This window comes from Paraburkholderia bryophila (assembly GCF_013409255.1).
Lineage (GTDB): Bacteria > Pseudomonadota > Gammaproteobacteria > Burkholderiales > Burkholderiaceae > Paraburkholderia.
The window spans coordinates 3,958,840-3,981,996 of record NZ_JACCAS010000001.1; the positions used below are offsets into that span (position 1 = coordinate 3,958,840).

Annotated in this window: 24 protein-coding genes; 10 read left to right on the forward strand and 14 right to left on the reverse strand. The window is 63.0% G+C overall.

Going from position 1 to position 23,157, the window contains the following annotated elements:
* Nucleotides 1-67 precede the first annotated feature (67 nt).
* Nucleotides 68-1,354 carry a D-amino acid dehydrogenase gene (locus tag GGD40_RS17745; protein WP_179744408.1) on the reverse strand — a complete coding sequence of 429 codons (1,287 nt, stop codon included), beginning with the start codon at nucleotides 1,352-1,354 and terminating at the stop codon, nucleotides 68-70.
* 168 nt (nucleotides 1,355-1,522) lie between these two features.
* On the opposite strand from GGD40_RS17745, the gene GGD40_RS17750 reads away from it, so the two are divergent.
* On the forward strand, nucleotides 1,523-2,011 hold the full coding sequence (locus tag GGD40_RS17750) for an Lrp/AsnC ligand binding domain-containing protein (protein WP_035547518.1): 489 nt from the start codon (nucleotides 1,523-1,525) through the stop codon (nucleotides 2,009-2,011).
* A gap of 128 nt (nucleotides 2,012-2,139) precedes the next feature.
* Nucleotides 2,140-3,306 carry a PA0069 family radical SAM protein gene (locus GGD40_RS17755; RefSeq protein WP_179744409.1) on the forward strand — a complete coding sequence of 389 codons (1,167 nt, stop codon included), beginning with the start codon at nucleotides 2,140-2,142 and terminating at the stop codon, nucleotides 3,304-3,306.
* Nucleotides 3,307-3,329: 23 nt separating this feature from the next.
* On the opposite strand, the gene GGD40_RS17760 is transcribed toward GGD40_RS17755, so the two are convergent.
* Nucleotides 3,330-3,797 carry a TM2 domain-containing protein gene (locus GGD40_RS17760; protein WP_179744410.1) on the reverse strand — a complete coding sequence of 156 codons (468 nt, stop codon included), beginning with the start codon at nucleotides 3,795-3,797 and terminating at the stop codon, nucleotides 3,330-3,332.
* A gap of 275 nt (nucleotides 3,798-4,072) precedes the next feature.
* Complete coding sequence (locus GGD40_RS17765; protein ID WP_445013581.1) at nucleotides 4,073-5,188, reverse strand: PQQ-dependent sugar dehydrogenase; 1,116 nt, start codon at nucleotides 5,186-5,188, stop codon at nucleotides 4,073-4,075.
* A 253-nt stretch (nucleotides 5,189-5,441) separates the two neighbouring features.
* On the opposite strand from GGD40_RS17765, the gene rpsP reads away from it, so the two are divergent.
* From rpsP to GGD40_RS17795, 6 genes are all read left to right on the forward strand, one after another.
* A complete protein-coding gene (rpsP, locus tag GGD40_RS17770) occupies nucleotides 5,442-5,696 on the forward strand; it encodes a 30S ribosomal protein S16 (protein ID WP_006050280.1) in 255 nt (84 codons plus the stop codon).
* A 120-nt stretch (nucleotides 5,697-5,816) separates the two neighbouring features.
* The gene (gene rimM, locus GGD40_RS17775; protein WP_179703468.1) at nucleotides 5,817-6,542 is read left to right on the forward strand and encodes a ribosome maturation factor RimM; all 726 of its coding nucleotides are present in this window, start codon (nucleotides 5,817-5,819) and stop codon (nucleotides 6,540-6,542) included.
* A gap of 24 nt (nucleotides 6,543-6,566) precedes the next feature.
* Nucleotides 6,567-7,334, forward strand: a complete 768-nt coding sequence (trmD, locus tag GGD40_RS17780) for a tRNA (guanosine(37)-N1)-methyltransferase TrmD (RefSeq protein WP_035547506.1) — start codon at nucleotides 6,567-6,569, stop codon at nucleotides 7,332-7,334.
* Nucleotides 7,335-7,491: 157 nt separating this feature from the next.
* Nucleotides 7,492-7,878 (forward strand): 50S ribosomal protein L19, encoded by a 387-nt coding sequence (gene rplS, locus GGD40_RS17785; protein ID WP_035547504.1) that lies wholly within the window; start codon nucleotides 7,492-7,494, stop codon nucleotides 7,876-7,878.
* A 91-nt stretch (nucleotides 7,879-7,969) separates the two neighbouring features.
* Entirely contained in the window at nucleotides 7,970-8,695 is a 726-nt protein-coding gene (locus GGD40_RS17790) for a CoA pyrophosphatase (protein WP_179744412.1), read from the forward strand.
* Nucleotides 8,696-8,810: 115 nt separating this feature from the next.
* The gene (locus GGD40_RS17795) at nucleotides 8,811-9,749 is read left to right on the forward strand and encodes a CobD/CbiB family protein (protein ID WP_179744413.1); all 939 of its coding nucleotides are present in this window, start codon (nucleotides 8,811-8,813) and stop codon (nucleotides 9,747-9,749) included.
* 89 nt (nucleotides 9,750-9,838) lie between these two features.
* Here GGD40_RS17795 and GGD40_RS17800 read toward each other — a convergent pair whose 3' ends face one another.
* The 3 genes from GGD40_RS17800 to GGD40_RS17810 are packed head-to-tail and all read right to left on the reverse strand — an operon-like array spanning nucleotide 9,839 to nucleotide 12,370.
* A complete protein-coding gene (locus tag GGD40_RS17800; protein ID WP_179744414.1) occupies nucleotides 9,839-10,159 on the reverse strand; it encodes a putative signal transducing protein in 321 nt (106 codons plus the stop codon).
* A gap of 1 nt (nucleotide 10,160) precedes the next feature.
* Nucleotides 10,161-11,114, reverse strand: coding sequence for a ribosome small subunit-dependent GTPase A (gene rsgA, locus GGD40_RS17805; RefSeq protein ID WP_179703473.1), 954 nt, complete (start codon nucleotides 11,112-11,114; stop codon nucleotides 10,161-10,163).
* Nucleotides 11,111-12,370 (reverse strand): M48 family metallopeptidase, encoded by a 1,260-nt coding sequence (locus GGD40_RS17810; RefSeq protein WP_179703474.1) that lies wholly within the window; start codon nucleotides 12,368-12,370, stop codon nucleotides 11,111-11,113. The genes rsgA and GGD40_RS17810 overlap by 4 nt, the downstream gene beginning before the upstream one ends.
* Nucleotides 12,371-12,559: 189 nt before the next feature.
* Between GGD40_RS17810 and orn the strand changes: the two genes are divergently transcribed.
* A complete protein-coding gene (gene orn, locus GGD40_RS17815) occupies nucleotides 12,560-13,168 on the forward strand; it encodes an oligoribonuclease (RefSeq protein WP_179744415.1) in 609 nt (202 codons plus the stop codon).
* Nucleotides 13,169-13,331: 163 nt separating this feature from the next.
* Here orn and mog read toward each other — a convergent pair whose 3' ends face one another.
* Complete coding sequence (mog, locus tag GGD40_RS17820) at nucleotides 13,332-14,018, reverse strand: molybdopterin adenylyltransferase (protein ID WP_218900923.1); 687 nt, start codon at nucleotides 14,016-14,018, stop codon at nucleotides 13,332-13,334.
* Nucleotides 13,999-14,610, reverse strand: coding sequence for a ribosome biogenesis factor YjgA (gene yjgA, locus GGD40_RS17825; RefSeq protein WP_179703476.1), 612 nt, complete (start codon nucleotides 14,608-14,610; stop codon nucleotides 13,999-14,001). Before yjgA ends, mog begins: the two co-directional genes overlap by 20 nt.
* 300 nt (nucleotides 14,611-14,910) lie before the next feature.
* Here yjgA and pmbA point away from each other — a divergent pair, with 300 nt between their 5' ends.
* Nucleotides 14,911-16,281 (forward strand): metalloprotease PmbA, encoded by a 1,371-nt coding sequence (pmbA, locus tag GGD40_RS17830; RefSeq protein ID WP_035547483.1) that lies wholly within the window; start codon nucleotides 14,911-14,913, stop codon nucleotides 16,279-16,281.
* Between the two features lie 138 nt (nucleotides 16,282-16,419).
* Here pmbA and GGD40_RS17835 read toward each other — a convergent pair whose 3' ends face one another.
* The 6 genes from GGD40_RS17835 to GGD40_RS17860 form a co-directional block, all read right to left on the reverse strand.
* On the reverse strand, nucleotides 16,420-16,920 hold the full coding sequence (locus GGD40_RS17835) for a dihydrofolate reductase (protein WP_035547481.1): 501 nt from the start codon (nucleotides 16,918-16,920) through the stop codon (nucleotides 16,420-16,422).
* An 88-nt stretch (nucleotides 16,921-17,008) separates the two neighbouring features.
* Nucleotides 17,009-18,559: a sigma-54 dependent transcriptional regulator gene (locus GGD40_RS17840; RefSeq protein WP_179703477.1), complete on the reverse strand. Its 1,551-nt coding sequence runs from the start codon at nucleotides 18,557-18,559 to the stop codon at nucleotides 17,009-17,011.
* A gap of 24 nt (nucleotides 18,560-18,583) precedes the next feature.
* Entirely contained in the window at nucleotides 18,584-20,020 is a 1,437-nt protein-coding gene (locus GGD40_RS17845; protein WP_179703478.1) for a hypothetical protein, read from the reverse strand.
* Between the two features lie 104 nt (nucleotides 20,021-20,124).
* Nucleotides 20,125-20,925, reverse strand: a complete 801-nt coding sequence (locus GGD40_RS17850) for a peptidase C39 (RefSeq protein WP_179744416.1) — start codon at nucleotides 20,923-20,925, stop codon at nucleotides 20,125-20,127.
* Nucleotides 20,926-20,932: 7 nt separating this feature from the next.
* Nucleotides 20,933-21,646, reverse strand: a complete 714-nt coding sequence (locus tag GGD40_RS17855) for a C39 family peptidase (protein ID WP_179703480.1) — start codon at nucleotides 21,644-21,646, stop codon at nucleotides 20,933-20,935.
* A 105-nt stretch (nucleotides 21,647-21,751) separates the two neighbouring features.
* Nucleotides 21,752-23,143, reverse strand: a complete 1,392-nt coding sequence (locus GGD40_RS17860; RefSeq protein WP_179703481.1) for a hypothetical protein — start codon at nucleotides 23,141-23,143, stop codon at nucleotides 21,752-21,754.
* Nucleotides 23,144-23,157 lie beyond the last annotated feature (14 nt).

Genomic DNA, 23,157 nt, shown 5'->3' on the forward strand with positions numbered 1-23,157 from the left:
CTTTTTTTCGCGCTGGCAAATCCGGTGACCCGCCAGCGCAACCGCTCTCGCGAAGCGTGGTTAAACCTTAGGCATAAGCCGGACGATGCGCACCGGCGGTCTCGCCGAGGTAGCGATGCACCGACAGATCGTCCGCCTTGATGACCGGCTGCTTGCCCGACATCACGTCGGCCAGCAACTGGCCCGAGCCGCACGACATGGTCCAGCCCAGCGTGCCGTGACCCGTGTTCAGGAACAGATTCGGCACCGGCGTACGGCCGACAATCGGCGTGCCGTCCGGCGTCATCGGGCGCAGGCCGGTCCAGAAGCTCGCCTTCGACGTGTCGCCGCCGCCCGGGAACAGATCGTTCACGCACAGTTCCAGCGTTTCGCGACGCGCCTGGCGCAGCGATTTGTCGAAGCCGACGATCTCGGCCATGCCGCCGACGCGAATCCGGTCGTCGAAACGTGTGATCGCGATCTTGTAGGTTTCGTCGAGCACGGTGGAAATCGGAGCAGCCGCTTCGTTGACGATCGGCGCGGTGATCGAATAACCCTTGAGCGGGTAGACCGGAATCTTCACGAGGCCGGACAGGAACTTGGTGGAGTACGAACCCAGCGCGACGACGAACGAATCCGCGCGCACCAGTTCACTGCCGCATTGCACGCCGGCGATGCGGTCGCCGGCCATGGCGAGTGCGTCGATCGGCGTGTTGTAGCGGAATTTGACGCCCAGTTGCTCGGCCAGCGCCGCGAGGCGCGTGGTGAACATCTGGCAGTCGCCGGTTTCGTCGCCCGGCAGGCGCAGGCCGCCGGTCAGTTTGTGCGACACGGCGGCGAGCGCCGGTTCGGCTTGCGCGAGTTCGGCCGCCGACAGCAGTTCATACGGCACGTTGGCTTCCTGCAGCACGGCGATGTCTTTCGCGGCGCCGTCGAATTGCTGCTGTGTGCGGAACACCTGCAACGTGCCGCCGGTGCGGCCTTCGTACTGAATGCCCGTTTCGGCGCGCAGCGCCTGCAGGCAGTCGCGGCTGTATTCGGCGAGGCGCACCATGCGGCCCTTGTTCACCGCATAACGCGACGACGTGCAGTTCTGCAGCATTTGCCACATCCACTGCAACTGGAACTGCGTGCCGTCGAGGCGGATCGCCAGCGGCGCGTGCTTCTGGAACATCCACTTGACGGCCTTCAGCGGCACGCCCGGCGCGGCCCACGGCGACGCGTAGCCCGGCGAGATCTGGCCGGCGTTGGCAAAGCTGGTTTCGAGCGCCGGGCCGGCCTCGCGATCGATCACGGTCACTTCGTGACCCGCGCGCGCCAGGTAATACGCGCTCGTCACCCCGACGACGCCACTGCCCAAAACGACGACTCGCATAACTGCTCCGACTGTTCAAAAGAGGTTGGATGGGCGCCGCACTCGTCGATTCGTTGGAGTTCGTTCGATTCAGGAGGTACAACGCGGCTTGCCCAGTGTTAACCGCTATACTATTAACAGTCAGGTAGGTTTTGTTATTGTATTTTCAAGATTTTCAGCAAATACACCATGCGTACTCAGCGCCAACCGGTCCGGTCCCTCGACAAACTCGATCACAAGATCCTGCGCCTGCTGCAACAGGACGGCCGGATGGCCATGAAAGACCTTGCCGAACAGGTCGGGCTGTCGGTTACGCCGTGCATCGAACGGGTCAAGCGGATGGAGCGCGACGGCGTGATCACCGGCTACCACGCGCGCGTGAATCCGGCTGAACTGGGCGCGGCGCTGCTGGTGTTCGTCGAGATCACGCTGGATCACAAAAGCGGCAACATGTTCGACCAGTTCCGCCGCGAGGTGCAGAAGATCCCGGAGGTGCTGGAGTGCCATCTGGTGTCGGGCGATTTCGACTATCTGATCAAGGCGCGTATCGGCGAGATGGCCGATTACCGGAAACTGCTGGGGGACATCTTGTTGCAGTTGCCCGGCGCCGTGCAGTCGAAGAGCTACGTGGTGATGGAAGAGATCAAGGAAACCTTGACGATCGCGGTGGGGGATTAGCGAGCGGTTAAGGCAATTCTTCTACGGTTTGGCGGTACTCGACAAACGGCGTAAACACTGTATATTTGTACAGGTGTTTTGCGCCGTTTCTGTTTTGACCCGCCCTGCGTTCTGCGTGCTCTTCAGCCGTGACCCAATCCGATCCCGACTTCGACTCCGTTCCTGAATTTCCCGTCGCCCCGCCGGCGCCCCGCAAAGGGCGCGGCGCGGTGACGAACCTGCAGGGCCGCTACGAAGTCGACCAGCGCGAAGCGGTCGACGACGGCTGGCTAGCGGTTTCGGTCTCGGAAGACGGTGACGACGACGGCGAGCCCAAGGTGTTGCGCACGCAGGTGTTCGAGGAGCGGGCCAAAACCATCCTCACGCGCAATGCGTCGCCGGATATTCCGTTCAGCGTGTCGTTGAATCCGTATCGCGGTTGCGAGCATGGCTGCATCTACTGTTTCGCGCGGCCCACGCATAGTTATTTGGGCTTGTCGCCGGGGCTCGATTTCGAAAGCCGGATCTACGCGAAGATCAACGCGCCGGAACTGCTCGAGCGCGAATTGTCGAAGAAGTCTTACGTGCCGGAGCCGATCGCGCTTGGCGTGAATACGGACGCGTGGCAGCCCGTTGAGCGTGATTTGCGCATCACGCGGCGGGTTATCGAGGTGCTCAGCGAGCGTAACCATCCGTTCGCGGCGATCACCAAATCGTCGCTGATCGAACGCGATATCGATCTGCTCGCGCCCATGGCGGCGCGCGGTCAATTCATGGCCGCTATCACCATCACCACGCTTGACTCGGAGATCGCGCGCACGCTCGAACCACGCGGGGCCACGCCGTCGCGGCGGCTGCGCGCCATCCGCACGTTGAGCGAGGCGGGGATTCCGGTCGGCGTGAGCATCGCGCCGGTCATTCCGTTCGTCACGGAACCGGACATGGAGCGTGTGCTGGAGGCGTGTGCGGAAGCGGGCGCGAGCAACGCGAGCTATATCGTGTTGCGTCTGCCGTGGGAGGTCGCGCCGCTATTCAAGGACTGGCTCGCGGCGCATTTCCCCGATCGCGCCGACAGGGTCATGAGCCGCGTGCGCGATATGCGCGGCGGCAAGGATTACGACGCGAATTTCGCCACCCGCATGAAGGGCGAAGGTTTGTGGGCGGACCTGCTCAAGCAGCGATTCCACAAGGCGGTGCGTCGCTTGGGACTAAACCGGCGCGATCACGGCATTCTGGATATGTCGCACTTCCGGCAGGTCGCGCCGACGCTTGCTGAACCGTCAGCGCGGGCTAATCCTCAACTGGATCTTTTTTAGCGCCGCGCGCGACCGAAGGGCGATTACTGGGACAGCGCCTTGGCCGCTTGCACCTGACCTTCGAAATAGGTCTGGAATGAGATGGCGAGACCGCTCATCAGCAAAAATGCGCCGATCAGCAGCGAAAAGATCACGATGAAGATCACCGTCCAACCGGAGCGGCTTTGGCGCTGGGTTTGCGCGTTGAATTGCGCGTCCCACTTTTCATCCGGCCGCAGCCCGTAGACGATCGCGGCGAGAAACGCGGAGAGCAGCGAAACGGCGCCGAAAAACGCCAGTACCCAGCCGAGCATCGAGGCGCGCTCGCTTGCCACTAGCAGCATCGCGCCCGGAATGCCGATCAGCATGCCGATCAGATGCGCCCAGCCGTAAATGTCGCGCGTGCCATAAAGATAGAAGCGGTGGGCGCCGAGGCTGCCGAAGAAGAAGGCCAGCGCGGCGGTAATCGTCTTGGATCTGAAGCGCGGGGAAGCCGAAGCAAGGGTGGACATGTAGGCGAGGTCGGAGTGGCGGGCGGTAGCGAGCAGTAGCTGGCGGTCGAACGGTGCGGCGCGCCGAAGGGCGCGAACCGACGCGCATTCTACGCCCGCCCGGTAGCGGCGGTCACGTGATGGCCGGGCGCGGGCGGGATTGCCGCGCGCAGCGGCGGGTGTTGGCGGTGCCCACTTGCGCTGGTTCGGACGGGCTTGTTTAAGGTGAGAGTATTCGTGCGGTGCCTTCGGACGGGGTCATAGTCTGCTTCGTGCGTTCGCCGGCGCCGCATGGTTCAGGACGCCGGCCCTGAATAAGTCACGCGATAGACCGCGCCGGCATAATCGTCGCTGATCAGAAGCGAACCGTCGGGCATCGGCAGCACGTCGGCCGGGCGGCCCCACACCGCTTCTCCGGGCTGAAGCCAGCCTTCGGCAAAGACTTCCTGATGAGCGTTGCGGCCGTCCGGGTCGGTGATGACTCGCACCACGCGGTAACCGACCTTCTTGCTGCGATTCCACGAACCGTGCTCGGCAATGAAAATTGTGTCCCGATACGCGGCGGGAAACATCGAACCGTTATAGAAGCGCATGCCGAGCGAGGCGACGTGAGCGCCCAGCTTGACCACCGGCGGCGTGAACGCGCTGCACGGATGGTCTTTGCCGAATTCGGGATCGGACGTGTCGCCGCCATGGCAATAAGGAAAGCCGAAGTCCATGCCGACTCGCGGCGCGCGGTTCAGCTTGTCGTCCGGTACGTCGTCGCCCATCAGATCGCGGCCGTTGTCGGTGAACCACAGCTCATGCGTCGCCGGATGCCATGCGAAACCAACCGAGTTGCGGATGCCGCGCGCGATGACCTCGTAATGGCTGCCGTCCGGGTTCATGCGGGCAATCAGCCCATACCGGTCGCGATCCTTCAGGCACACGTTGCAGGGCGCGCCCTGCGGCACATACAGCTTGCCGTCCGGCCCGAACGCGATGAATTTCCAGCCGTGATGCGTTTCCGTTGGCAGGGAGTCGGTGATCACAACCGGCTTGGGCGGATCGTTCAGATGACTGTCGATCGCGTCGTAGCGCAAGATTTTCGACACCGCGGACACATACAGCGCACCTTCTCGCCAGGCCACGCCCGCCGGCATTTCCAGGCCCGAAGCGATCACATGCCGGGCCGTCATGTGGCCGTTCTGCAATTCGAGCGCGTAGACGTGGCCGTCGAGGCTGCCTATATAGAGAATGCCTTGCGGCGACAGCGCCATGGCTCGCGCGCTCGGCACCGCGTCCGACAGAACCTCGATATGGAAGCCCGGCGGCAGTTTGATCTGCTCGACCGGTAACGCGGCGAGGGCGGCGAAGGCCTGTCCGGCGAGCAACAAGCCTGCAACGGCACGCACGGTGCTTCGACGACGCAAGGCGCGCGCCAACAAACCGGCAAACCACACGCGAATGGCAAAAAATGCAGGCAAAAGCGCAATCGGCGGCAGGAGTTTCACGGGCGCTCCGTCAGGTAATTCGGGCGTTTCAGCGGAGTCCGAGGGCCATTTCCGGATGGGCGGCGCAACCTCGTTCCTCAGTTTATCCCCGTAAGTGTTTGTTATGGCGTCGGTTTCCCGCTATAATCGCGTGTTTCAGTCGTTCCGAACCCCGGTTTTCAAGGATTCTAGTATGGTCATCATCCGCTTGGCTCGTGGCGGCTCCAAGAAGCGCCCGTTCTACAACATCGTCGCAACCGATTCGCGTAACCGTCGTGACGGCCGCTTTATCGAGCGCGTTGGTTTCTACAACCCGGTCGCTACGAAGGGTGAGTCGCTGCGTATCGCTCAAGATCGCCTGACGTACTGGCAAGGTGTTGGCGCGCAACTGTCGCCGACCGTCGAGCGTCTCGTGAAAGAAGCGCAAAAGGCGCAGCCGGCTGCTTAATGGTAGCTAGCATGTGTGTCGTCGTCGGTTCGGCCGGCGGCTCGCGCAGTCTGTGTGAGCAGTCCGATGCGCAAAGTGTTTTGCTGAAACAGGCGTCGAAGTTAGCAGCGAGGTTCAATCATGTCTGAGCGTGATTCCGGCAGTTCAGGTCGCGCCAAGGCAACTTCGCGCGCCAAGACGTCTGATCAGGCGCCGTTCGGTGCATTCGTCCGCAAGCCGGTCGAAAAATCCGAAGGCAAGGCGAAAGCCGATGTCGTACCCGTTGCTTCTGGTGCTGCAGAAATGCGCCCGGAAACGGCGGAAAGCTGGCCGGCCGATGTGGTCGAGGTCGGCAAAATCGTCGATGCTTACGGCCTCAAAGGCTGGGTCAAGGTAGCCGCTCACGCGGATGCCGGGCATGGCGGCGACGCTTTGCTGAGCGCGAAGCGCTGGTGGCTGATGCAAGGCCATGAGCGCAGGTCGACGCCGTCGTTGCAGGCGAAAACGCATAGCGACAGTGTGGTTGCCCAGTTGGGCGGCGTCGCTGATCGTGACGTGGCGCTGGCAATGCGCGGTACACGCATCTATATCAGCCGCAGCGAATTTCCGGCTCTCGAAGCCGACGAATTCTACTGGGTCGACCTGCTCGGCCTGGATGTGGTGAACGTTGCTGGGGTCCACCTCGGCAAGGTTGCAGACATGATCGACAACGGCGCGCACTCGGTGTTGCGTATCGAATATCCGGCTACCGACAAAAGCGGCAAGCCGGTTACCGGTGAGCGCTTGATCCCGTTCGTCGGCGTCTTTGTCAAAACAGTGGACCAGACGGCCGGGCTGATTACCGTCGACTGGGAAGCTGATTACTAAATCATTCGCTGAACGGAGAGAGCGATGCAGTTCGATGTCGTCACGCTCTTTCCCGACATGTTTCGCGCGCTGACCGACTGGGGTATCACCAGCCGGGCGGCGAAGCAGGAGCGCTACGGGTTGCGTACGTGGAATCCGCGCGATTTCACGACCGACAACTACCGCACGATCGACCATCGCCCATACGGCGGCGGCCCCGGCATGGTTATGCTGGCCAAACCGCTCGAAGACGCGATCGGCGCGGCGAAAGCTGCGCAGGCGGAGCAGGGTATTGGCGCACCGCGTGTCGTGATGATGTCACCGCAAGGCGCTACGCTGAATCACGACCGTGTCATGCAGTTCGCTGCCGAGCCCGGTCTGATTCTCTTGTGCGGGCGTTACGAAGCGATCGATCAGCGTTTGCTCGACCGTGTCGTCGACGAAGAAGTCAGCCTTGGCGACTTCGTGCTGTCGGGCGGTGAATTGCCCGCCATGGCGTTGATGGATGCCGTGGTGCGTCAGTTGCCCGGCGTGCTCAACGACTCGCAGTCGGCGGTGCAGGACAGTTTCGTCGATGTGCTGCTGGATTGTCCGCATTACACGCGTCCCGAAGAATACGACGGCGTGCGTGTACCCGATGTGCTGCTCGGCGGCCATCATGCGGAAATCGAGGCGTGGCGTCGGCGCGAAGCGTTGCGCAATACGCGGAACAAGCGGCCCGATCTGATCGTGAAGGCCAGAAAGAACAAGATGTTGAGCCGTGCCGACGAGGCATGGCTTACGAGTCTCGCGAAGGAAGAGTCGAAGGCGTAAAGCCCGCGGTCTTTCGAGCGGACATTAGGCGGCGCCGCACATGCGTGTACGGCGCCAGATGTGAACCCATCCTCTATCGGGGCCGTAGCGGAGCGTAACAAGGCAACTTGGCGCGAAGCAGGTACGAACGCCGACAAGATGGACCTAGGAGTCAGTGATGAATCTGATTGCAATACTCGAGCAGGAAGAAATTGGCCGCGCCCTCGGCGAGAAGACTATCCCCGCATTCGCCCCCGGCGATACGGTGATCGTCAGCGTGAACGTGGTCGAAGGTACGCGTAAGCGTGTTCAGGCTTACGAAGGCGTCGTGATCGCCAAGCGTAACCGTGGTCTGAATTCGTCGTTCATCGTCCGTAAGATTTCGTCGGGCGAAGGCGTCGAGCGTACGTTCCAGACGTACTCGCCGCTGCTGGCAAGCATCGTCGTGAAGCGTCGTGGCGACGTGCGTCGTGCGAAGCTGTACTACCTGCGCGACCGTTCGGGCAAGTCGGCCCGGATCAAGGAAAAGCTGGTCTCGAAAGACCGCGCTGCTTCCCAAGCGTAAATGCTGTAAGAAAAAGCACCCCTCGCGGGTGCTTTTTTGTTTGCCAGGTCAAAATAGCGGCACGTCCCCTTCCGCCTATTCGAGAGACCCGTTGATCCGCCCCGTCTTTGAGCCCGAAACCTTGCCTGTCGTCGCGACAGGCGCCGATCTGCCGCCGGTGGCCGGCGGGCGTCTCACGCCCGACGGCTTGCGCGCACGGTTCGAGCAGCGTCTTTCGTGGGCGCCCGAGCCGATCATCGAAGCGCCCTGGCGCGATACGCACGTCGATCCCCGCGTTGCCGCGGTGTTGGTGCCGCTGGTGGTTCGCGAGCACGGCCTCACCGTGTTGTTGACCCAGCGTGCCGACCATTTGAACGATCACGCCGGCCAGGTGAGTTTTCCGGGCGGCCGTCACGAACCTTTCGATGCCGACGCCACCGCCACTGCACTGCGCGAAGCGCAGGAAGAGGTGGGTCTTGCGCCGTCGCGTGTTGAAATTCTTGGTGCGTTGCCCGACTATCTGACGGGCACCGGATTTCGCGTGACGCCGGTCATCGGTCTGGTGCATCCGCCGTTCGCGTTGAAAGCGGATGCGCTCGAAGTCGCCGAAGTCTTCGAGGTGCCGCTCGCTTTTCTGATGGACCCCGCGAATCACGAAGAGCGCATCTTTCGCTACGAAGGCGGCGAGCGCCGTTTCTTTGCGATGCCGTATCCGCGTGCTGCGTCGGCGGAGAAGGAGGCGGGTGACGAGAGCGACAATCCGGTCGGAGGCCACCATTTCATCTGGGGCGCGACGGCGGCCATGCTGCGCAATTTTTATCGCTTTCTTGCGGCTTGAATCGCCGCGGGTTGTGCACTTGTTGGGTGTTTGTCAACGTCCGGGCTCAGTGGCATCCGACCCTGTGCTATCGTTATAAAACAATCGTAAAAACTCGAAAAGCACGGCGCATCGCATGACTTTTTTCTCCGTATTGCTGGCTCTGATCATTGAACAGGTGCGCGCGCTGTCGCCGAACAATCCGGTGTCCGCGCTGCTTCAATACCATGCGGAGTCGGCGGCGCACGGATTCGATGCCGGCAAGCCCAAGCATGGCTTGCTTGCCTGGCTCGTGGTGGTGGTGCCGTGGACGCTGGCCGTCGCGCTCGTCTACTACGTGCTCTACCACATTCACTTTGCGCTCGCGTTCCTATGGAACGTCGCGGTGCTGTACTTCACGCTCGGCTTCCGGCAGTTCAGCCATTACTTCACCGACATCCACCTTGCGTTGAATAACGACGACGTGCCGCGCGCACGTGAAATCCTGAATGAATGGACCGGGCTCGATACCGTGGACATGCCCGTCAGCGAGATCGTGCGTCATACGCTGATCCATGCGGTGGTGGCGTCGCATCGTCACGTGTTCGGGGTGTTCTTCTGGTTCCTGATTCCGGTCGGCCCGGCGGGCGCGGTGCTGTATCGCATCGCCGAATATCTGGCGCGCACGTGGGCAAGGCCGGTCGACGATCGGACCGCTGCGTTTTCGAGCTTTGCTCAGCGTGCGTTTTTCGTGATCGACTGGGTGCCGGCGCGGCTGACGTCGCTGGGCTTTGCGATTGTCGGCAATTTCGAAGACGCGATTTATGCATGGCGCAACCATGCGCGTCAGTGGCCGGATGCTAACGACGGCGTGTTGCTCGCGGCCGGCAGCGGTGCATTGGGCGCGCGGTTGAGCGGGCCGTTGGCGGAACCGTCCAGCCTCGACGCGCTGACAACCGGCGACGGCGGTCCGATGCAGGTCGGCGACGACTGCACGCCGCGTACGTTGCAATCGGCGGTGGGATTGGTGTGGCGTGCGGTGGTGCTGTGGATGATTCTGTTGTTGATGCTGACGATCGCGGTGTGGGTAGCTTAGGACCCAACCAAGGCCACGCAAGGCGAGACCAGCGTCACGTAGGGCAAAAAAACCGGGCAATTGCCCGGTTTTTTTATGCCCTCATTCATTCACCCATCCAACGGATCCCGTGCCGTCCCACACTGCCAGCACACCGTAAACTGTGCTTCGAGCATTTCACCGCACGCATGGCACCGCCACGAAGGCGACCCCGCCGCCGGTCCATGCGACGCCGCCTCGATCAACCTCCGCGCCATCGCCTCATCGCGCTCATCCACGAGCCACAGTTCAGGCGCGCACTGATCCGCCGGAATATCCCCGAGCGCGCCGTTCAGATAACGGTTGTGCAATTCGCAACGAATACCCGCGGCGTCGAGCAGATTCACCCAGTGCTGCCCAATGATCAGATTCGGCGCGCGCATCAGCCTCATGTCAGCGCACGATCTGACTGGCTTCGTGCACGAGTTGCGCGTACAGCGCATGCCGTTCACGACGGATGCTGCCGTCGGCGACCGCTTCGAGAATCGCGCAGCCGGGTTCCTGCAAATGATGGCAGTTGTAGAACCGGCAATTCGCCAGCAGCGGCCTGAACTCGGGAAATGCGCGTTCGAGCCGGCCTTCGGTCAGGTGATGCAAACCGAATTCCTGGAAGCCCGGCGAGTCGATCAACACACCGCGCTTGCCGCTGCCATCGAGATCCGGCAGCGGATAAAGTCGCGTGAACGTCGTGGTATGACGGCCGCTGTTCAACGCGGTCGAGATTTCGCGCGTGGCGACTTCGGCATCCGGAATCAGCAGATTCACCAGCGTGGATTTACCCATACCGGACTGGCCGAGCAGCAAGGTGGAATGTCCCTGCAGATGTTCGGTCAATACAGCGAGCGCCGCCTCGGGCTGCGTCCGGATCGACACTTCCACGACCGTATAGTCGAGCGCCCGATACGATTCGAGCCGCTTGCGCGCGCCCTCGAGTTCGGCGGTCACGTCGGTCTTGTTCAGCACGATCAACGGCTTCAACTCGTTCGCTTCCGCCGCGACCAGCGCGCGCCCGAGCAGGTCTTCGCTGAAACGCGGTTCGGTGGCGAGCACGATCAGCAGTTGATCGAGATTCGCCGCAAAGAGCTTCGACTTGTACTGATCCGAGCGATACAGCAGATTGCGCCGTTCGCCGATCTCGACGATCACGCCTTGATCGGCCGACGTCATTTCGTAAATCACACGATCGCCCACCGCCACTTCGCTGCGCTTGCCGCGCGGGAAGCATTGGAGCATCGGGCTGCCGTCTTCCGGCGCAACCAGGTAGTGGCGGCCATGCGCGGCGATCACGAGGCCGCCTACGCGCGCGGCGGACGGGGCTTGCTTCGCCTTCGGGGAGCGGCCGCTCATGCGTGACGCAACAGTCGGTCGATCCGCTGCGACGCCGGCGGATGCGAGTAATAGAACGCGGTGTAGAGCGGATCGGGCGTCAGCGTCGACGCGTTGTCCTCATACAGCTTGACGAGCGCGTTGACGAGATCTTGCGCATCGGTTTGGGTCGCGGCGAACGCGTCCGCTTCGAACTCGTGCTTGCGCGAGCTGAGGCTGCCGAGCGGCGTGACGAAGAACAGGAACACCGGCAGCGCGAGGAAGAACAGCACCAGCGCCAGACCGCTATTGCCGCCGATCAGCGACGGCCGCACGCCCAGGCCTTCGTAGAACCACACGCATTGGGTGAGCCAGCCGAGCAGCGCGAGCATCGCGAGACTGATCGCGAACGTGACGAGCATCCGCTTGATCACATGACGGCGCTTGAAGTGGCCGAGTTCGTGCGCGAGCACGGCTTCGATCTCGTTGCCCGACAGACGCGCGAGCAGCGTGTCGAAGAACACGATGCGCTTGGCCGCGCCGAAGCCGGTGAAGTACGCATTGCCGTGCGCGGAGCGGCGGCTGCCGTCCATCACGAACAGGCCCTTGGCGGCGAAACCGCAGCGCTGCATCAGCGCTTCGATCCGGCTTTTCAGCGCTTCGTCCTTGAGCGGTTCGAACTTGTTGAAGAGCGGCGCGATAAACGACGGATACAGCACCAGCACGAGCATCTGGAACGCCACCCACACGACCCACGTCCAAAACCACCACAGGCTGCCGGCCTGGTTCATCAGCCACAGCACCACGAACAGCAGCGGCAGGCCGAACGCGGCGCCGAGCAGCACGCCCTTCAGACGGTCGACGAAGAAAATGCCCTTGCTCATACGGTTGAAGCCGAAGCGCTGTTCGACCACGAACTGCCGGTAGTAGTCGAACGGCAGATCGATCACGCTGGTGATCGCAATCACCGCCGCGACCAGCGCGATCTGGCCGGCGTAGCCGCGGCCGAGCCAGTCGGAGATCGCCAGATCGAGCGCCTGCACGCCGCCGAGCAGCGTCAGGCCGACCAGCACGGCCGCGCTGACGACGATCTCGATCATGGTGAGGCGAGTGCGTTCGACGGTGTAGTCGGCGGCGCGCTGATGCGCGGTGAGGGCGATGGTGCCGGCAAACTGGCTCGGCACCTGCTCGCGATGGCTGGCGACGAAGCGGATCTGCCGCGACGCGAGCCATAGTTTGGTGCCGACCATCGCCACGACGGCGACGACGAACAGAACGGTGAAGTACAGGGTAGGCATCCGGGGATTCCGTGGTATCTATGCGAGAATTATATGTTTCTTCCCGCCTCGCGGCGGGGCATAAGGCCAAACGCGGGCCGAACGTGAGCCAAACGCGGCTCAAACGCTTCAAACCAATCTCAAACGAACATTCGCCGGGGCAGGCGCGCGTGTTGCACGCCGTCTGCCTGGCCATCAAGGTTGCCCTTCATGACTGACATCCTCGCATCCACCGACCAGCCGCTCGTGCGTAGCGACATGAATCTCGTCTGGCTGGACATGGAAATGACCGGGCTCGAGCCCGATTCCGACCGCATCATCGAAATCGCGGTGGTGGTGACGAATTCGACGCTCGACCGCCTGGTCGAAGGTCCGGTGCTGGCAATTCATCAGAGCGACGAGACGCTCGCCAAGATGGATCAGTGGAATCAGAACACGCATGGCCGCTCGGGCCTGATCGACCGCGTGAAGGCTTCCACGGTCAGCGAAGCCGACGCCACCGAACAGATTCGCGAGTTCCTGGGCGCGTATGTGCCGCCGGGCAAATCGCCGATGTGCGGCAACTCGATCTGCCAGGATCGCCGCTTCATGGCGCGCTGGATGCCGGATCTGGAGCGCTTCTTTCATTACCGCAATCTCGACGTCAGCACGCTGAAGGAACTGTGCCGCCGCTGGCAGCCGGCAATCTACAAGGGTTTCCAGAAGCGCGCGATGCATACGGCGCTGGCCGATATTCACGAGTCGATCGACGAGCTGAAGTACTACCGCGAACACTTCCTGATTCCGGCGTCGCCGGATGCGGCTGGCGCTGCGGAATAACGGGCGGACTTTTCGCTGCGCCCGCTTCCGGAAGGAGGCGGCGCAGTTCGTTGGCTGCGCCTGACCGGCACTGGCTTAGACCTGCGCGATTAAGCGCGAGCTTTGGGTTGAAAGCGCAAAACCGGGCGTCGACCGAAGGCTGAGGCCGAATCCAGGCCCACCTTTACCCTTGCTTCGCCGCCCGCTGCGCGTTCTTCGGCCGGAACGCCTTCACCAGGTCGGCGTTGGTTTCCACATACGGACCGCCGATCAGATCGATGCAATAAGGCACCGCGGCAAAAATACCCGGCACCTTCACTGCACCGCTGGCCCCAGCCCCAGCGCCCGCATCGCGCAAACCTTCCAGCGTTTCCTTGATCGACTTCGGCTGGCCCGGCAGATTGATGATCAGCGCCGCGTGCTCCGCCGTTTCGCGAATCACCGCTACCTGGCGCGACAGAATCGCCGTCGGCACGAAGTTCAGGCTGATCTGCCGCATCTGCTCGCCGAAACCCGGCATTTCCTTCGTGGCGACCGCGAGTGTCGCTTCCGGCGTCACGTCGCGGCGCGATGGGCCGGTGCCGCCGGTGGTCAGCACCAGATCGCAGCCCACGTCGTCGACCAGTTCGGTCAGCGTGGCTGAAATGGTGGCCGCGTCGTCCTGAATCAGGCGCGTGACGACCTGCCACGGCGAACTCAGCGCTGCGCCGAGCCATTCCTGCAGCGCCGGAATACCTTTGTCTTCGTACACGCCGGTGGACGCGCGGTCGCTGATCGACACGAGGCCGATCACGATTTCGTCCGGATGCTGCCGCGCCACCCGCGTCACCCGCTCCACTTTGTCCGAGGGATTACTCGTCGTGGTCGTCATCGTCGTCTTCCAAGGCGTCGTCAGCGTCGGAATCGGTCGCGGCGGACGGGCCGTCGGCGTTCTTGATCCACTGGAACAGCTCGCGGAAGTAGCGCGGCGGCTTGCTCTGCTGCGCTTCCTTGCGAGCATTGCGGATCAGCGTGCGGCCCTGCTGCGGATCCGCGTTCGGATGCTGGCGGATGAACTCGGTCAGCGCGGCGTCGTCGGCGAGCAGTTTTTCGCGGGTGCGTTCGATCCAGTGGAGCTTGGCCGTTTCCGCCTTGTTGACGCCGTTGTAGGTGTCGAGCGCGGTGCGCAGCGCGGCGGTTTCGTCGTCCAGCAGCGAGCGCATTACGCGGCCGACGTACTGCACCTGGCGGCGCTTACCTTCGTGATCGGTGATGCGGCGCGCTTCGCGCACGGCGTCGTCGAGCTTTTCGGGCATCGGCATGCGCTTGAGCGCGTCTTTCGGCAAGGCGATCAGCGCCATGCCCAGTTCCTGCAGCTCATGCATGTCGCGCTTGAGCTGGGACTTGCTGGGACGGTCGTAACCGTTCTCGTCGATTTCCGGCTCGGCGGATTCGATAGGTTGAATGCGGGTTTTGCGTGTCATACCGATATTGTAGCGTGCCGCGCCCCTCGAACCGGCCGTCCCGGCGCGCGCGAGCCTTCGCGCCACGCCTGCCGCGCCGGATTGCGCATGACCTCGACGGTACGCTTTCGCACGATTGCGCGCCCGCCAAAGCACCGTTGAAGTGACGCCCGGCGAATGCCAGGTACGGCGGCGCGGACCTTGCTATGATCGCGGGATGCGTTACGACGCAAATGCAGACACAAATGCAGACGCAGACGCACATGCGTGGCAGGTACGCACACACAGGGCCGCCCGGCCCCGAACAGGACGGCAACGACAATGGCAGCAGACATGGACGTCAAGCAGCGCTTTTTTCCGCATACCCAGGATGAGCTGAAGGAAATCGCCTCGGACATCCTTCGTCACGCGAAGTCGCTCGGCGGTACCGACGCGGCAACCGAGATCTCCGAAGGCGACGGCCTGTCCGTTTCCGTGCGGCGCGGCGAAGTCGAGACGATCGAGCACAACCGCGACAAGATGGTCGGCGTGACGGTGTTTATCGGCAACAAGCGCGGCAACGCAAGCACCTCGGACTTTTCGTCGCAGGCGCTGAAGGACACGGTCGCGGCGGCGTACAACATCGCGCGCTTCACGGCGGAAGACGACTGCGCCGGGCTCGCCGAAGCGGAGCTGCTCGAAACCGCGCCGCGCGATCTCGATCTGTATCACCCGTGGAATCTGAGCGCGGATGAAGCCGTGGAAATCGCCCGTCGCTCGGAAGACGCCGCCTTCGCGACCGACCCGCAGATCAAGAACTCGGAAGGCGCAAGCGTCTCGGCGCAGCACTCGCAATTCGTGCTCGCCACGTCGCGCGGCTTCCTCGCGGGCTATCCGTTCTCGCGCCACTACGTTGCGTGCGCGCCGATCGCCGGCAGCGGCCGCAATATGCAGCGCGACGACTGGTACACCTCGACCCGCAACGCCGGCGATCTGGCCGATCCGGAAGCGGTGGGCCGTTACGCGGCGCAACGCGCGCTGTCGCGCATCGGCGCGCGCAGCCTCGACACCCGCAAGGTGCCGGTGCTGTTCGAAGCGCCGCTCGCCGCCGGTATTCTCGGCGCGTTCGTGCAAGCCACCAGCGGCGGCGCGCTGTATCGCAAGACGTCGTTCCTCGTCGACAGCCTCGGCAAGCCGGTGTTCGCGCCGCACGTGCAGGTGGTCGAAGATCCGCACGTCGCCCGCGCCATGGGCAGCGCGCCGTTCGACGAAGAAGGCGTGCGCACCAAACAGCGGTCAGTCGTGAAAGACGGCGTAGTGGAAGGCTATTTCCTCTCCACGTACTCGGCGCGCAAGCTCGGCATGCAAACCACCGGTAATGCGGGCGGCTCGCACAACCTGTCGCTGAAGAGTTCCAACACGCGTCCGGAAGACGACTTCGAAGCCATGCTGAAGAAGCTCGGCACTGGCTTGCTGCTGACCGAACTGATGGGGCAGGGCGTGAACTACGTGACGGGCGACTATTCGCGCGGCGCGTCGGGCTTCTGGGTCGAGAACGGCAAGATCCAGTATCCGGTCGAGGAAATCACCGTGGCGAGCACGCTGCAGGAGATGTTCCACCATATCGTTGCGATCGGCGCGGATACGATCACACGCGGCACCAAGCAGACCGGCTCGGTGCTGATTGAACGGATGACGATCGCCGGGCAGTAAGCGGGTTGATGCTGTGCGTTGAGACGCGCAGCCGCGGCAACGCACAACCCTCAGGCAGAAACAAAAACGCCACGCAAACTTGCGTGGCGTTTTTTTATGCGAATGCGTTTGAGTCTGGCCTCAGCACCTTCAGCACCCTCAAGCGCCCGTGCGCTTATAAGTCACGAACGCGTAATCGAAGTCATTCGGTGCATCCGCGCGATGCGTTTCATGCGCGACTTCTTCCCACTCGCTGTCGTCGAGTTCGGGGAACGTGGCGTCGCCTTCGAAGTCGGCGGAAATCTCGGTGATGATCAGCTTGTCCGCCTGCCGCAACCCTTCCGCGTACAACTGCGCGCCGCCGATCAGAAACGCTTCCGGCGCCTGATCCTGGGCGGCGAGCTCGAGCGCTTCTTCGAGAGTCGTGGCGGCGTCGCAGCCCTGAAAGCGACGCGTGGCGTCCCGTGTCACGACAATGTTGCGGCGTCCCGGCAGCGGCCGGCCGATCGATTCATGCGTTTTACGGCCCATGATGATGGGCGCGCCCATGGTGGTGCGCTTGAAGAACGCGAGGTCTTCGGGAAGTCGCCAGGGCAACTGGTTGTCGCGGCCGATCACGCCGTTATTGGCGCGAGCGACGATCAGGGTGAGCGTCGTCATCGAATGGAAAGGGGAACGTAACCGGGACGATTCTACCTGACGCGCAGAAGCGGGCCCACGGGTGTGGACCCGTCCCTAGGTCAAGCCGTCACTCCTGCGCGGCGTCCTCTCCCGCGAGCACGGCTTTGTCTTCGACGGCGCTCAATTCGCGCAAGCCATGCAGGCCCATCAGCCGGTACAGCGTGACGCGCGAAATATTCAGATCCACCGCCGCCTCGTTCAACCGATGCCGATGGCGCAGCAACGCCGTTTCGATCGCGCGCTTCTCGGCGGCCTCGCGCGCTTGCGATAGCGTCATGGTCTGCTGTTCGGTGAAGTCGCCGAGATCGAGGTCGTCGGCGGAAATCAGCTTGTTCTCCGCCATCACGATCGCGCGGCGCACCCGGTTGATCAGCTCGCGCACGTTGCCCGGCCAGGTGTAGTTGTACAGCGCTTCGATCGCCGACGGCGTGAAGCCGCGAATCTTGCGCGCGCTGTCGGTCTTGAACTTGTGCAGGATGTGATGCGCGAGAATTTCGATGTCCTTGCCGCGCGCGCGCAACGGCGGTTCGTCCACCCGCAGCACGCACAGCCGATGAAACAGGTCGGCCCGGAAACGCCCTTCGCGCATCGCGTCTTCGAGATCGATGTGAGTCGCGGAAATGATCCGCACGTCGATCGGAATCGATTCGCGGCCGCCGAGGCGTTCGATCTTGCCTTCCTGCAGAAAGCGCAGCAGGCTCGCCTGGCTTTCGAGCGGCAGATCGCCGATTTCGTCGAGCAGCAGGGTGCCGCCGTCGGCGGCTTCGACCCGGCCGATCTTGCGCTGATTCGCGCCGGTAAACGCACCGCGCTCATAGCCGAACAGTTCCGACTGCAACAGATGGTGCGGAATCGCACCGCAATTGATCGCGATGAACGGCGCTTTGCGACGCGGCGAGCGCTCGTGAATCGCCAGCGCGGTGAGCTCCTTGCCGGTGCCCGACTCGCCGGAGATAAACACGCTCGCGCCGGTGTTCGCCACCTTGCGAATGGTGCGAAACAGTTGCTGCATCGCTTCGCAGGTGCCGACCATTTCCTCATCGCCCGATTCGTTGCTGGGCGGCGGGATTTCCGGTTCGCACAGCGTCACCATGCCGAACGCGTGGCTGACCAGATAGTCGACCGAGGCATTCGCCACCGGCATTTTCACGAAGTCGAAACAGTAGTGGCGCACGAGCCGCCGCACGACCGGATCGTTCAAGCGCTCGTGCGTAGCGAGCGCGATCCAGCCGACCTGCTGCTGACGCAGACTGGCTTCGAGACCGGCCAGATCGCGCGGCGGAAAGCTCGCCAGATCGACGATGCCGGCACACGCCACGTCGGGCTTCACGAGCTTGCCGAGCTCATGCGCGGAGCGTGCCGCCGCGACGTTCCAGCCACGGCTTTTCAGATGCGCGATCAAGGTCTCGTCCGGCGTGCGCGCCACGTACAGCAACAGACGTTCGGTCCGTATGTGGGCCACCGCCGCCACGCCGCCATTCGCGGCTACCGCCGGCGGCAGGTGCGGCGGAGTGTCCACGGCGCGGGTCGCCGCGCTCTTCTGCGGCAGCGCGAGCGTCAGATGCGAACCCGCTCCCGCCACCGGAGCAACACTGGTCAGATGAGGTGATTCACGCACGTTCGACCTCGTATTGTTGGCATATCAGAATGTGTAGGGAAAGCGCACGCCGACCACGAAGTTCGGCGCGTCCGGCGTCAGGCCGACCGAGACCGAACCGTTGATGGTCAGGTGCTTGTTCACCACGTGGTTCAGCCCGAAATTCAGCGCGGCCGCGGTGGTCTCGCTGCCCGGCACCTTCGAGTACGAGCCGCCCGGCGCGCGCGTCTTCGACTCCGGTTCGAGTGCCATCGTGTACGAGATGCTGGCCGAGTCCTTGTCGGAGAACGCGAGCGCGACGCCGCCGCCGAACTGCACGACGTCGCCGAGCTTGACCGTCGCCGGTTCGGTTTGTCCCTGCACCGACGAGATATCCGCGAACGAACGGGCGACGTTATACGTGTACGACAGGCTGCCGAACAGCACCACCGGGTCGTAGGTCTTCAACAGCGAGACGCCGGCCGTGACGTTCCACATGCCGGTGCCCGTGGGCAGCTTGTTCGGCGCCACCAGGTTGGTGTTGTTGGCGTCCACCTGCACCAGCTTCTGGCCGAACGGCGAGGTGCCGGTCGGCGCCTTGATGCGCAGACTGCCGACCACGTCGGGCAGGCTGTTGGTCTCTTTCAGGAACTGGTAGTAGATCCCGAAGTTGATGTCGCCGACATTGCTGCCGTTCACCGACGCGTCCGACAGTGTGTTCGCTGCGCCGCCCGCGCCGCCGACAATGAAGTTGCTATGCCGGTAGATGTACGGTACGTCGACGTCGATACTCATGCGGTCGGTCAGACCGTAGCGCGTATCGAGATCGGCCATCACCTGGTGCGACTTGGTCTCACCGAGGTTGATGTTGCCGAGGAAAATCGCGTCGAGCGCGAGGAAGCCCGACAACTGCAACTGGCGGCGATCGTAGTAGGTGTCGCTAATGCCCCAGTCCAGCGTCAGCTTATGGTCGAAGAGCGGCGCGTGTTCGCGTTGCACGACGGCTTCTTCGGCTTGCGTGCGCACCGGTTCGTTGGCTTTCTGGGTCGTGCCGATCGCGCCGCTGCCGTCGGTAGCGGCGGGCAGGCCGCCCGCGCTGTTGCCCTCGGGCGCCGGCGGGTAGACGGGCACGCCGGTGGCGGTGCCCGTGTTCCCGCCTGGCGCCGGGACGCCCGGATTGACCTGGGCGAGCGGCGGCAACGGCACCGGCAGCCCGTCGGCGCCGGGCTGTTCGGCCACCGCTTCGCTGCCGGCCGGCGCGCCGTAGCCCGGCATGCCGCGGCCGCGCTGCGCCATCTCGAGATTGGTGACTTGCGTTTCGAGTGAATGGATCTGTCGCTGCTGCTCGTCGACGACCCGCATCAACGTGTTCAGACGGTCTTCTACCGATTGTCCCGCCAGCGCCTGGGCGCCGGCACTTTGCGAAAGCGCGAATAGCAGGACGGCGGCTGGAATGGCCGCCAGTGCCATGCGCGGCATTCTGGTCGATGAAAAATTGTTCATTTTGTGTTCCCCCGGTGTTCCGGCGGCACGCCGTCCGTTGCCGGCCGGCGCGCTACCGTATCTTTACTGCTGGTCCTACGGTTGACGGGTGGCGGCCCGTCACGTCATCTCCGGTTTTGCAGCGCTTGCAGTACGCCTAACTGACGGATCATCGCGGCTGACATTTGCTGCGTCTGCAAACTCAACTGCAATGCGTTGGCGACTTGCTGGTTATTGCCTGCAATCTGTAGTAACTGGGCGATCTGCCCGTTGCCTGGCGTGATGGTCTGGGTGGCGAGCCCAGCCGGTGTTTGTAATGCGACGCTAATGCCATTGCTGCCGAACGTGATGCCGGCTTTAACCGAGCCGGTCGAATTGCTGGCCGCTGCTGACGGGACATTGGCGGCGCCCCCCAGAATCACGGCGTTATTATTGAAATCGATGATGGCCGAGTTGGAACCCGTGTTCTTATCGCCCGCGACCTGGGTGACTTGCGACACCCCGTTGACCGACATGTTTTGTCCACCGGTGGCTTGAGCGTTCGGGTTGGCGCCCGAGTTGCCGCCGGTGCCCCCCGTGACGCTCGCCATTGAATTGACAGCGGTGGTGACCTGTCCGACGGCGTTCTGCACCGCCGAAAGCGTGCCCTGGGCGAGGGCGGTCACGCCGTTGGGCAACTGCCATTGCGAAATGACGTTCAGCACGAAACCGGAAATCATCGTGCCGCCGGCGTATTTGCCGGTCTGGGTCGCGAGCACATCGTCGCCGACCATCTGCACCTTGAGGGCTGCGACGTCGGTATCGTGAGCGGCGAGAAATTCAGGCACCGGTGGCGAGCCGGTGCCTTGTGCCGCATGGGCGCTGCTGGTCAGGCCGCACATCAAGGTGCAGATTGCGAGCCCGAGCTGAGTGAGGTGTTGCTTCATGGTTGAGTCAGAACAGGTCTGCCTTGATCAAGCCGTACTCGACAAAGGGAGTCGCAGCGGTGCCGTTAGCCAGCGCGTTGGCGCGCAGCTTCAGCGCGAGCGACTCGTTGTCCTGCAAGAGCGGTGAATCCTCCCTGAAGGGTTTGCCGAGGACCGCGAAGACGAGACCGTTCCAGGTCTTCGCGAAGTCCTCCTGCATCACGATGCGATTGCCCAGCGCCGGATCCGCAATGAAGATGCGGCCTTGCTCGGCGTGCTTGACGATCACGAAGTGTTCGTACCCGTCGATGTTCATCAACACCATCACGGGAATCTGTAAATGCTGGAGTGCGTCGACGGTGACCCGGAAGCCGCGGCCGCGCATGCCGATGGTCTCGACGAACTTCTTCATGTCGAGCATCGAGAAGCCATTCTTGACCACCACTTCGGGCGTGGAGAACACCATCATCCGGCGGATCAGTTCGGTCTCCGGAATGTCGATGCCGTAGCCGAATTTGAGGAGGGTCGCAAGCGCCGCCGCACCGCAGCTGTAGTCGAACTGCTGATTGACGATGTGGCTGTAACGGATGTCCTTCATCGAACGAACCGTCTTCGTCAACGGCACGCCCGCGAAGGTGGACGTGTCGATGCTCGCCTGCGCGTAAGTCTGGTCCACGCACAACGTGCAGCTTGCCAACGCTACGGTGAAGCGTAGCGCCGGGAACCCCTTGAACCCGGACATGCTGGTCTCCTGCTTTGTGGTCGCGCCGGCCGCTTCGATGGCGGCCGGCGCTTCCTCCCTGCTGCTTTTCTGGCTTCTTCTACCCGCTGTCGCGGTGCTGTCAGCTTAGTGACCGCTGTTCAGCGCTGCGATCGCGAGGCCGTTGTGTTGCAGGTTGCCCGCGCCACCGGCAATGTTCACGCCGATGTTGCCCGACGCGTTCATCAAAGCGCCTGCGCCCAGCATCGCGGTACCCTGGAATTGACCCTTGACCGACATGCTGGCGGTTTGCGAGTTGTCATCCGTGGCGACCATTGCCGTGGTTTCGGCATTCATCGGCGTGGTCGTCGTCACTGCACCGGCGAGGCTGTTGTTCTGCACGTTGCCGATACCCGACGAGACGTTCACCCCGACATTGCCCGACACGCTTTGCAGCGAGTTGTCGCCGATCGACGCATTCAGATTGAAGTTGTTGATCTTGGCGGTGCCGGCCGAGCTTTGCGTGTTGAAGATCTGCGCATTGCCGAACACGTTGCCGACGTCGACCGAAGCGAGCGACACGTCGTTGCTTTGAGCGTTGTCGATACCTTCCGTGATGTTGATGCCGAGATTGCCCGAGACACCGTTGGCGGCGCCGTTGCCGGTCGTGGCGTTCAGCGTACCGGCGGCTTGCGTGTTGATGTGCTGCGTCACGGAGCCTTTGACCGTCACGTCGGTCGTGGCGAGGCTGGCGTCGATACCCCATGCTGCGCCGTAGGCGTCGGTGGAAGACGAGGAGCTCTTCGAATAGCTGGACGACTGTTCGCCGACCGCGGCGTAGCCGGAGCCCTGGCTAGCCTTGTAGCCCCACACCTTGCCTTGTCCCGAACCTTCGCTGGCTTCGAAGCCGCCCGCTACACCTGCCGAGTTGGCATAGCTCGATTCGTTGTAGCCGGCCGAGAATCCGCCGCTTGCATGAGCCGAGCCTTCGCCGAAGAACGGCGTATTGAAGCCCTGATAGTTGTAGCTGCCGCCGATCGAGCCACCGGCCGCGATATGGCCGCCGGAGTTCTGGCTGGTGTGGCTGAAGCCGCCTTCAATACCGGCTGCCTGCTGGCTGAACGAATAGCCGCCGCCTTGCACCGCGCTGCTCTGGCTGCCGTACACATAACCGGCCGACGCCTGAGCGCCTTGCGAGCTGGACGATTTCGACGAATGGCTTTGCGTCAGCACGGCGTATGCAACGCCGCCGCCGACGACCGACGACGAGTTGTTATTCACCGACGTCGTCACGTGGCCGCTCGTGTAGCTCTGGGCTTGCGGGTCGAGCGACGCGTTGACGTTGACCATCTGGCTGTTGTTGATCACCGCGCCGGCCGTGCTGGACACGTGCACGCAACCGTACAGGCCAACCAGACCTTCGACGCCGACCGCTTCACCGACCAGCGTGGCATTGAACAGGTAGACGTTATGCGGTGCGGCAAAGGCGCTGCCGGATGCGGCAACGAGGACGGCTGCGGCAATAAGAGTGCGCTTCATGATTCGCTCCGATA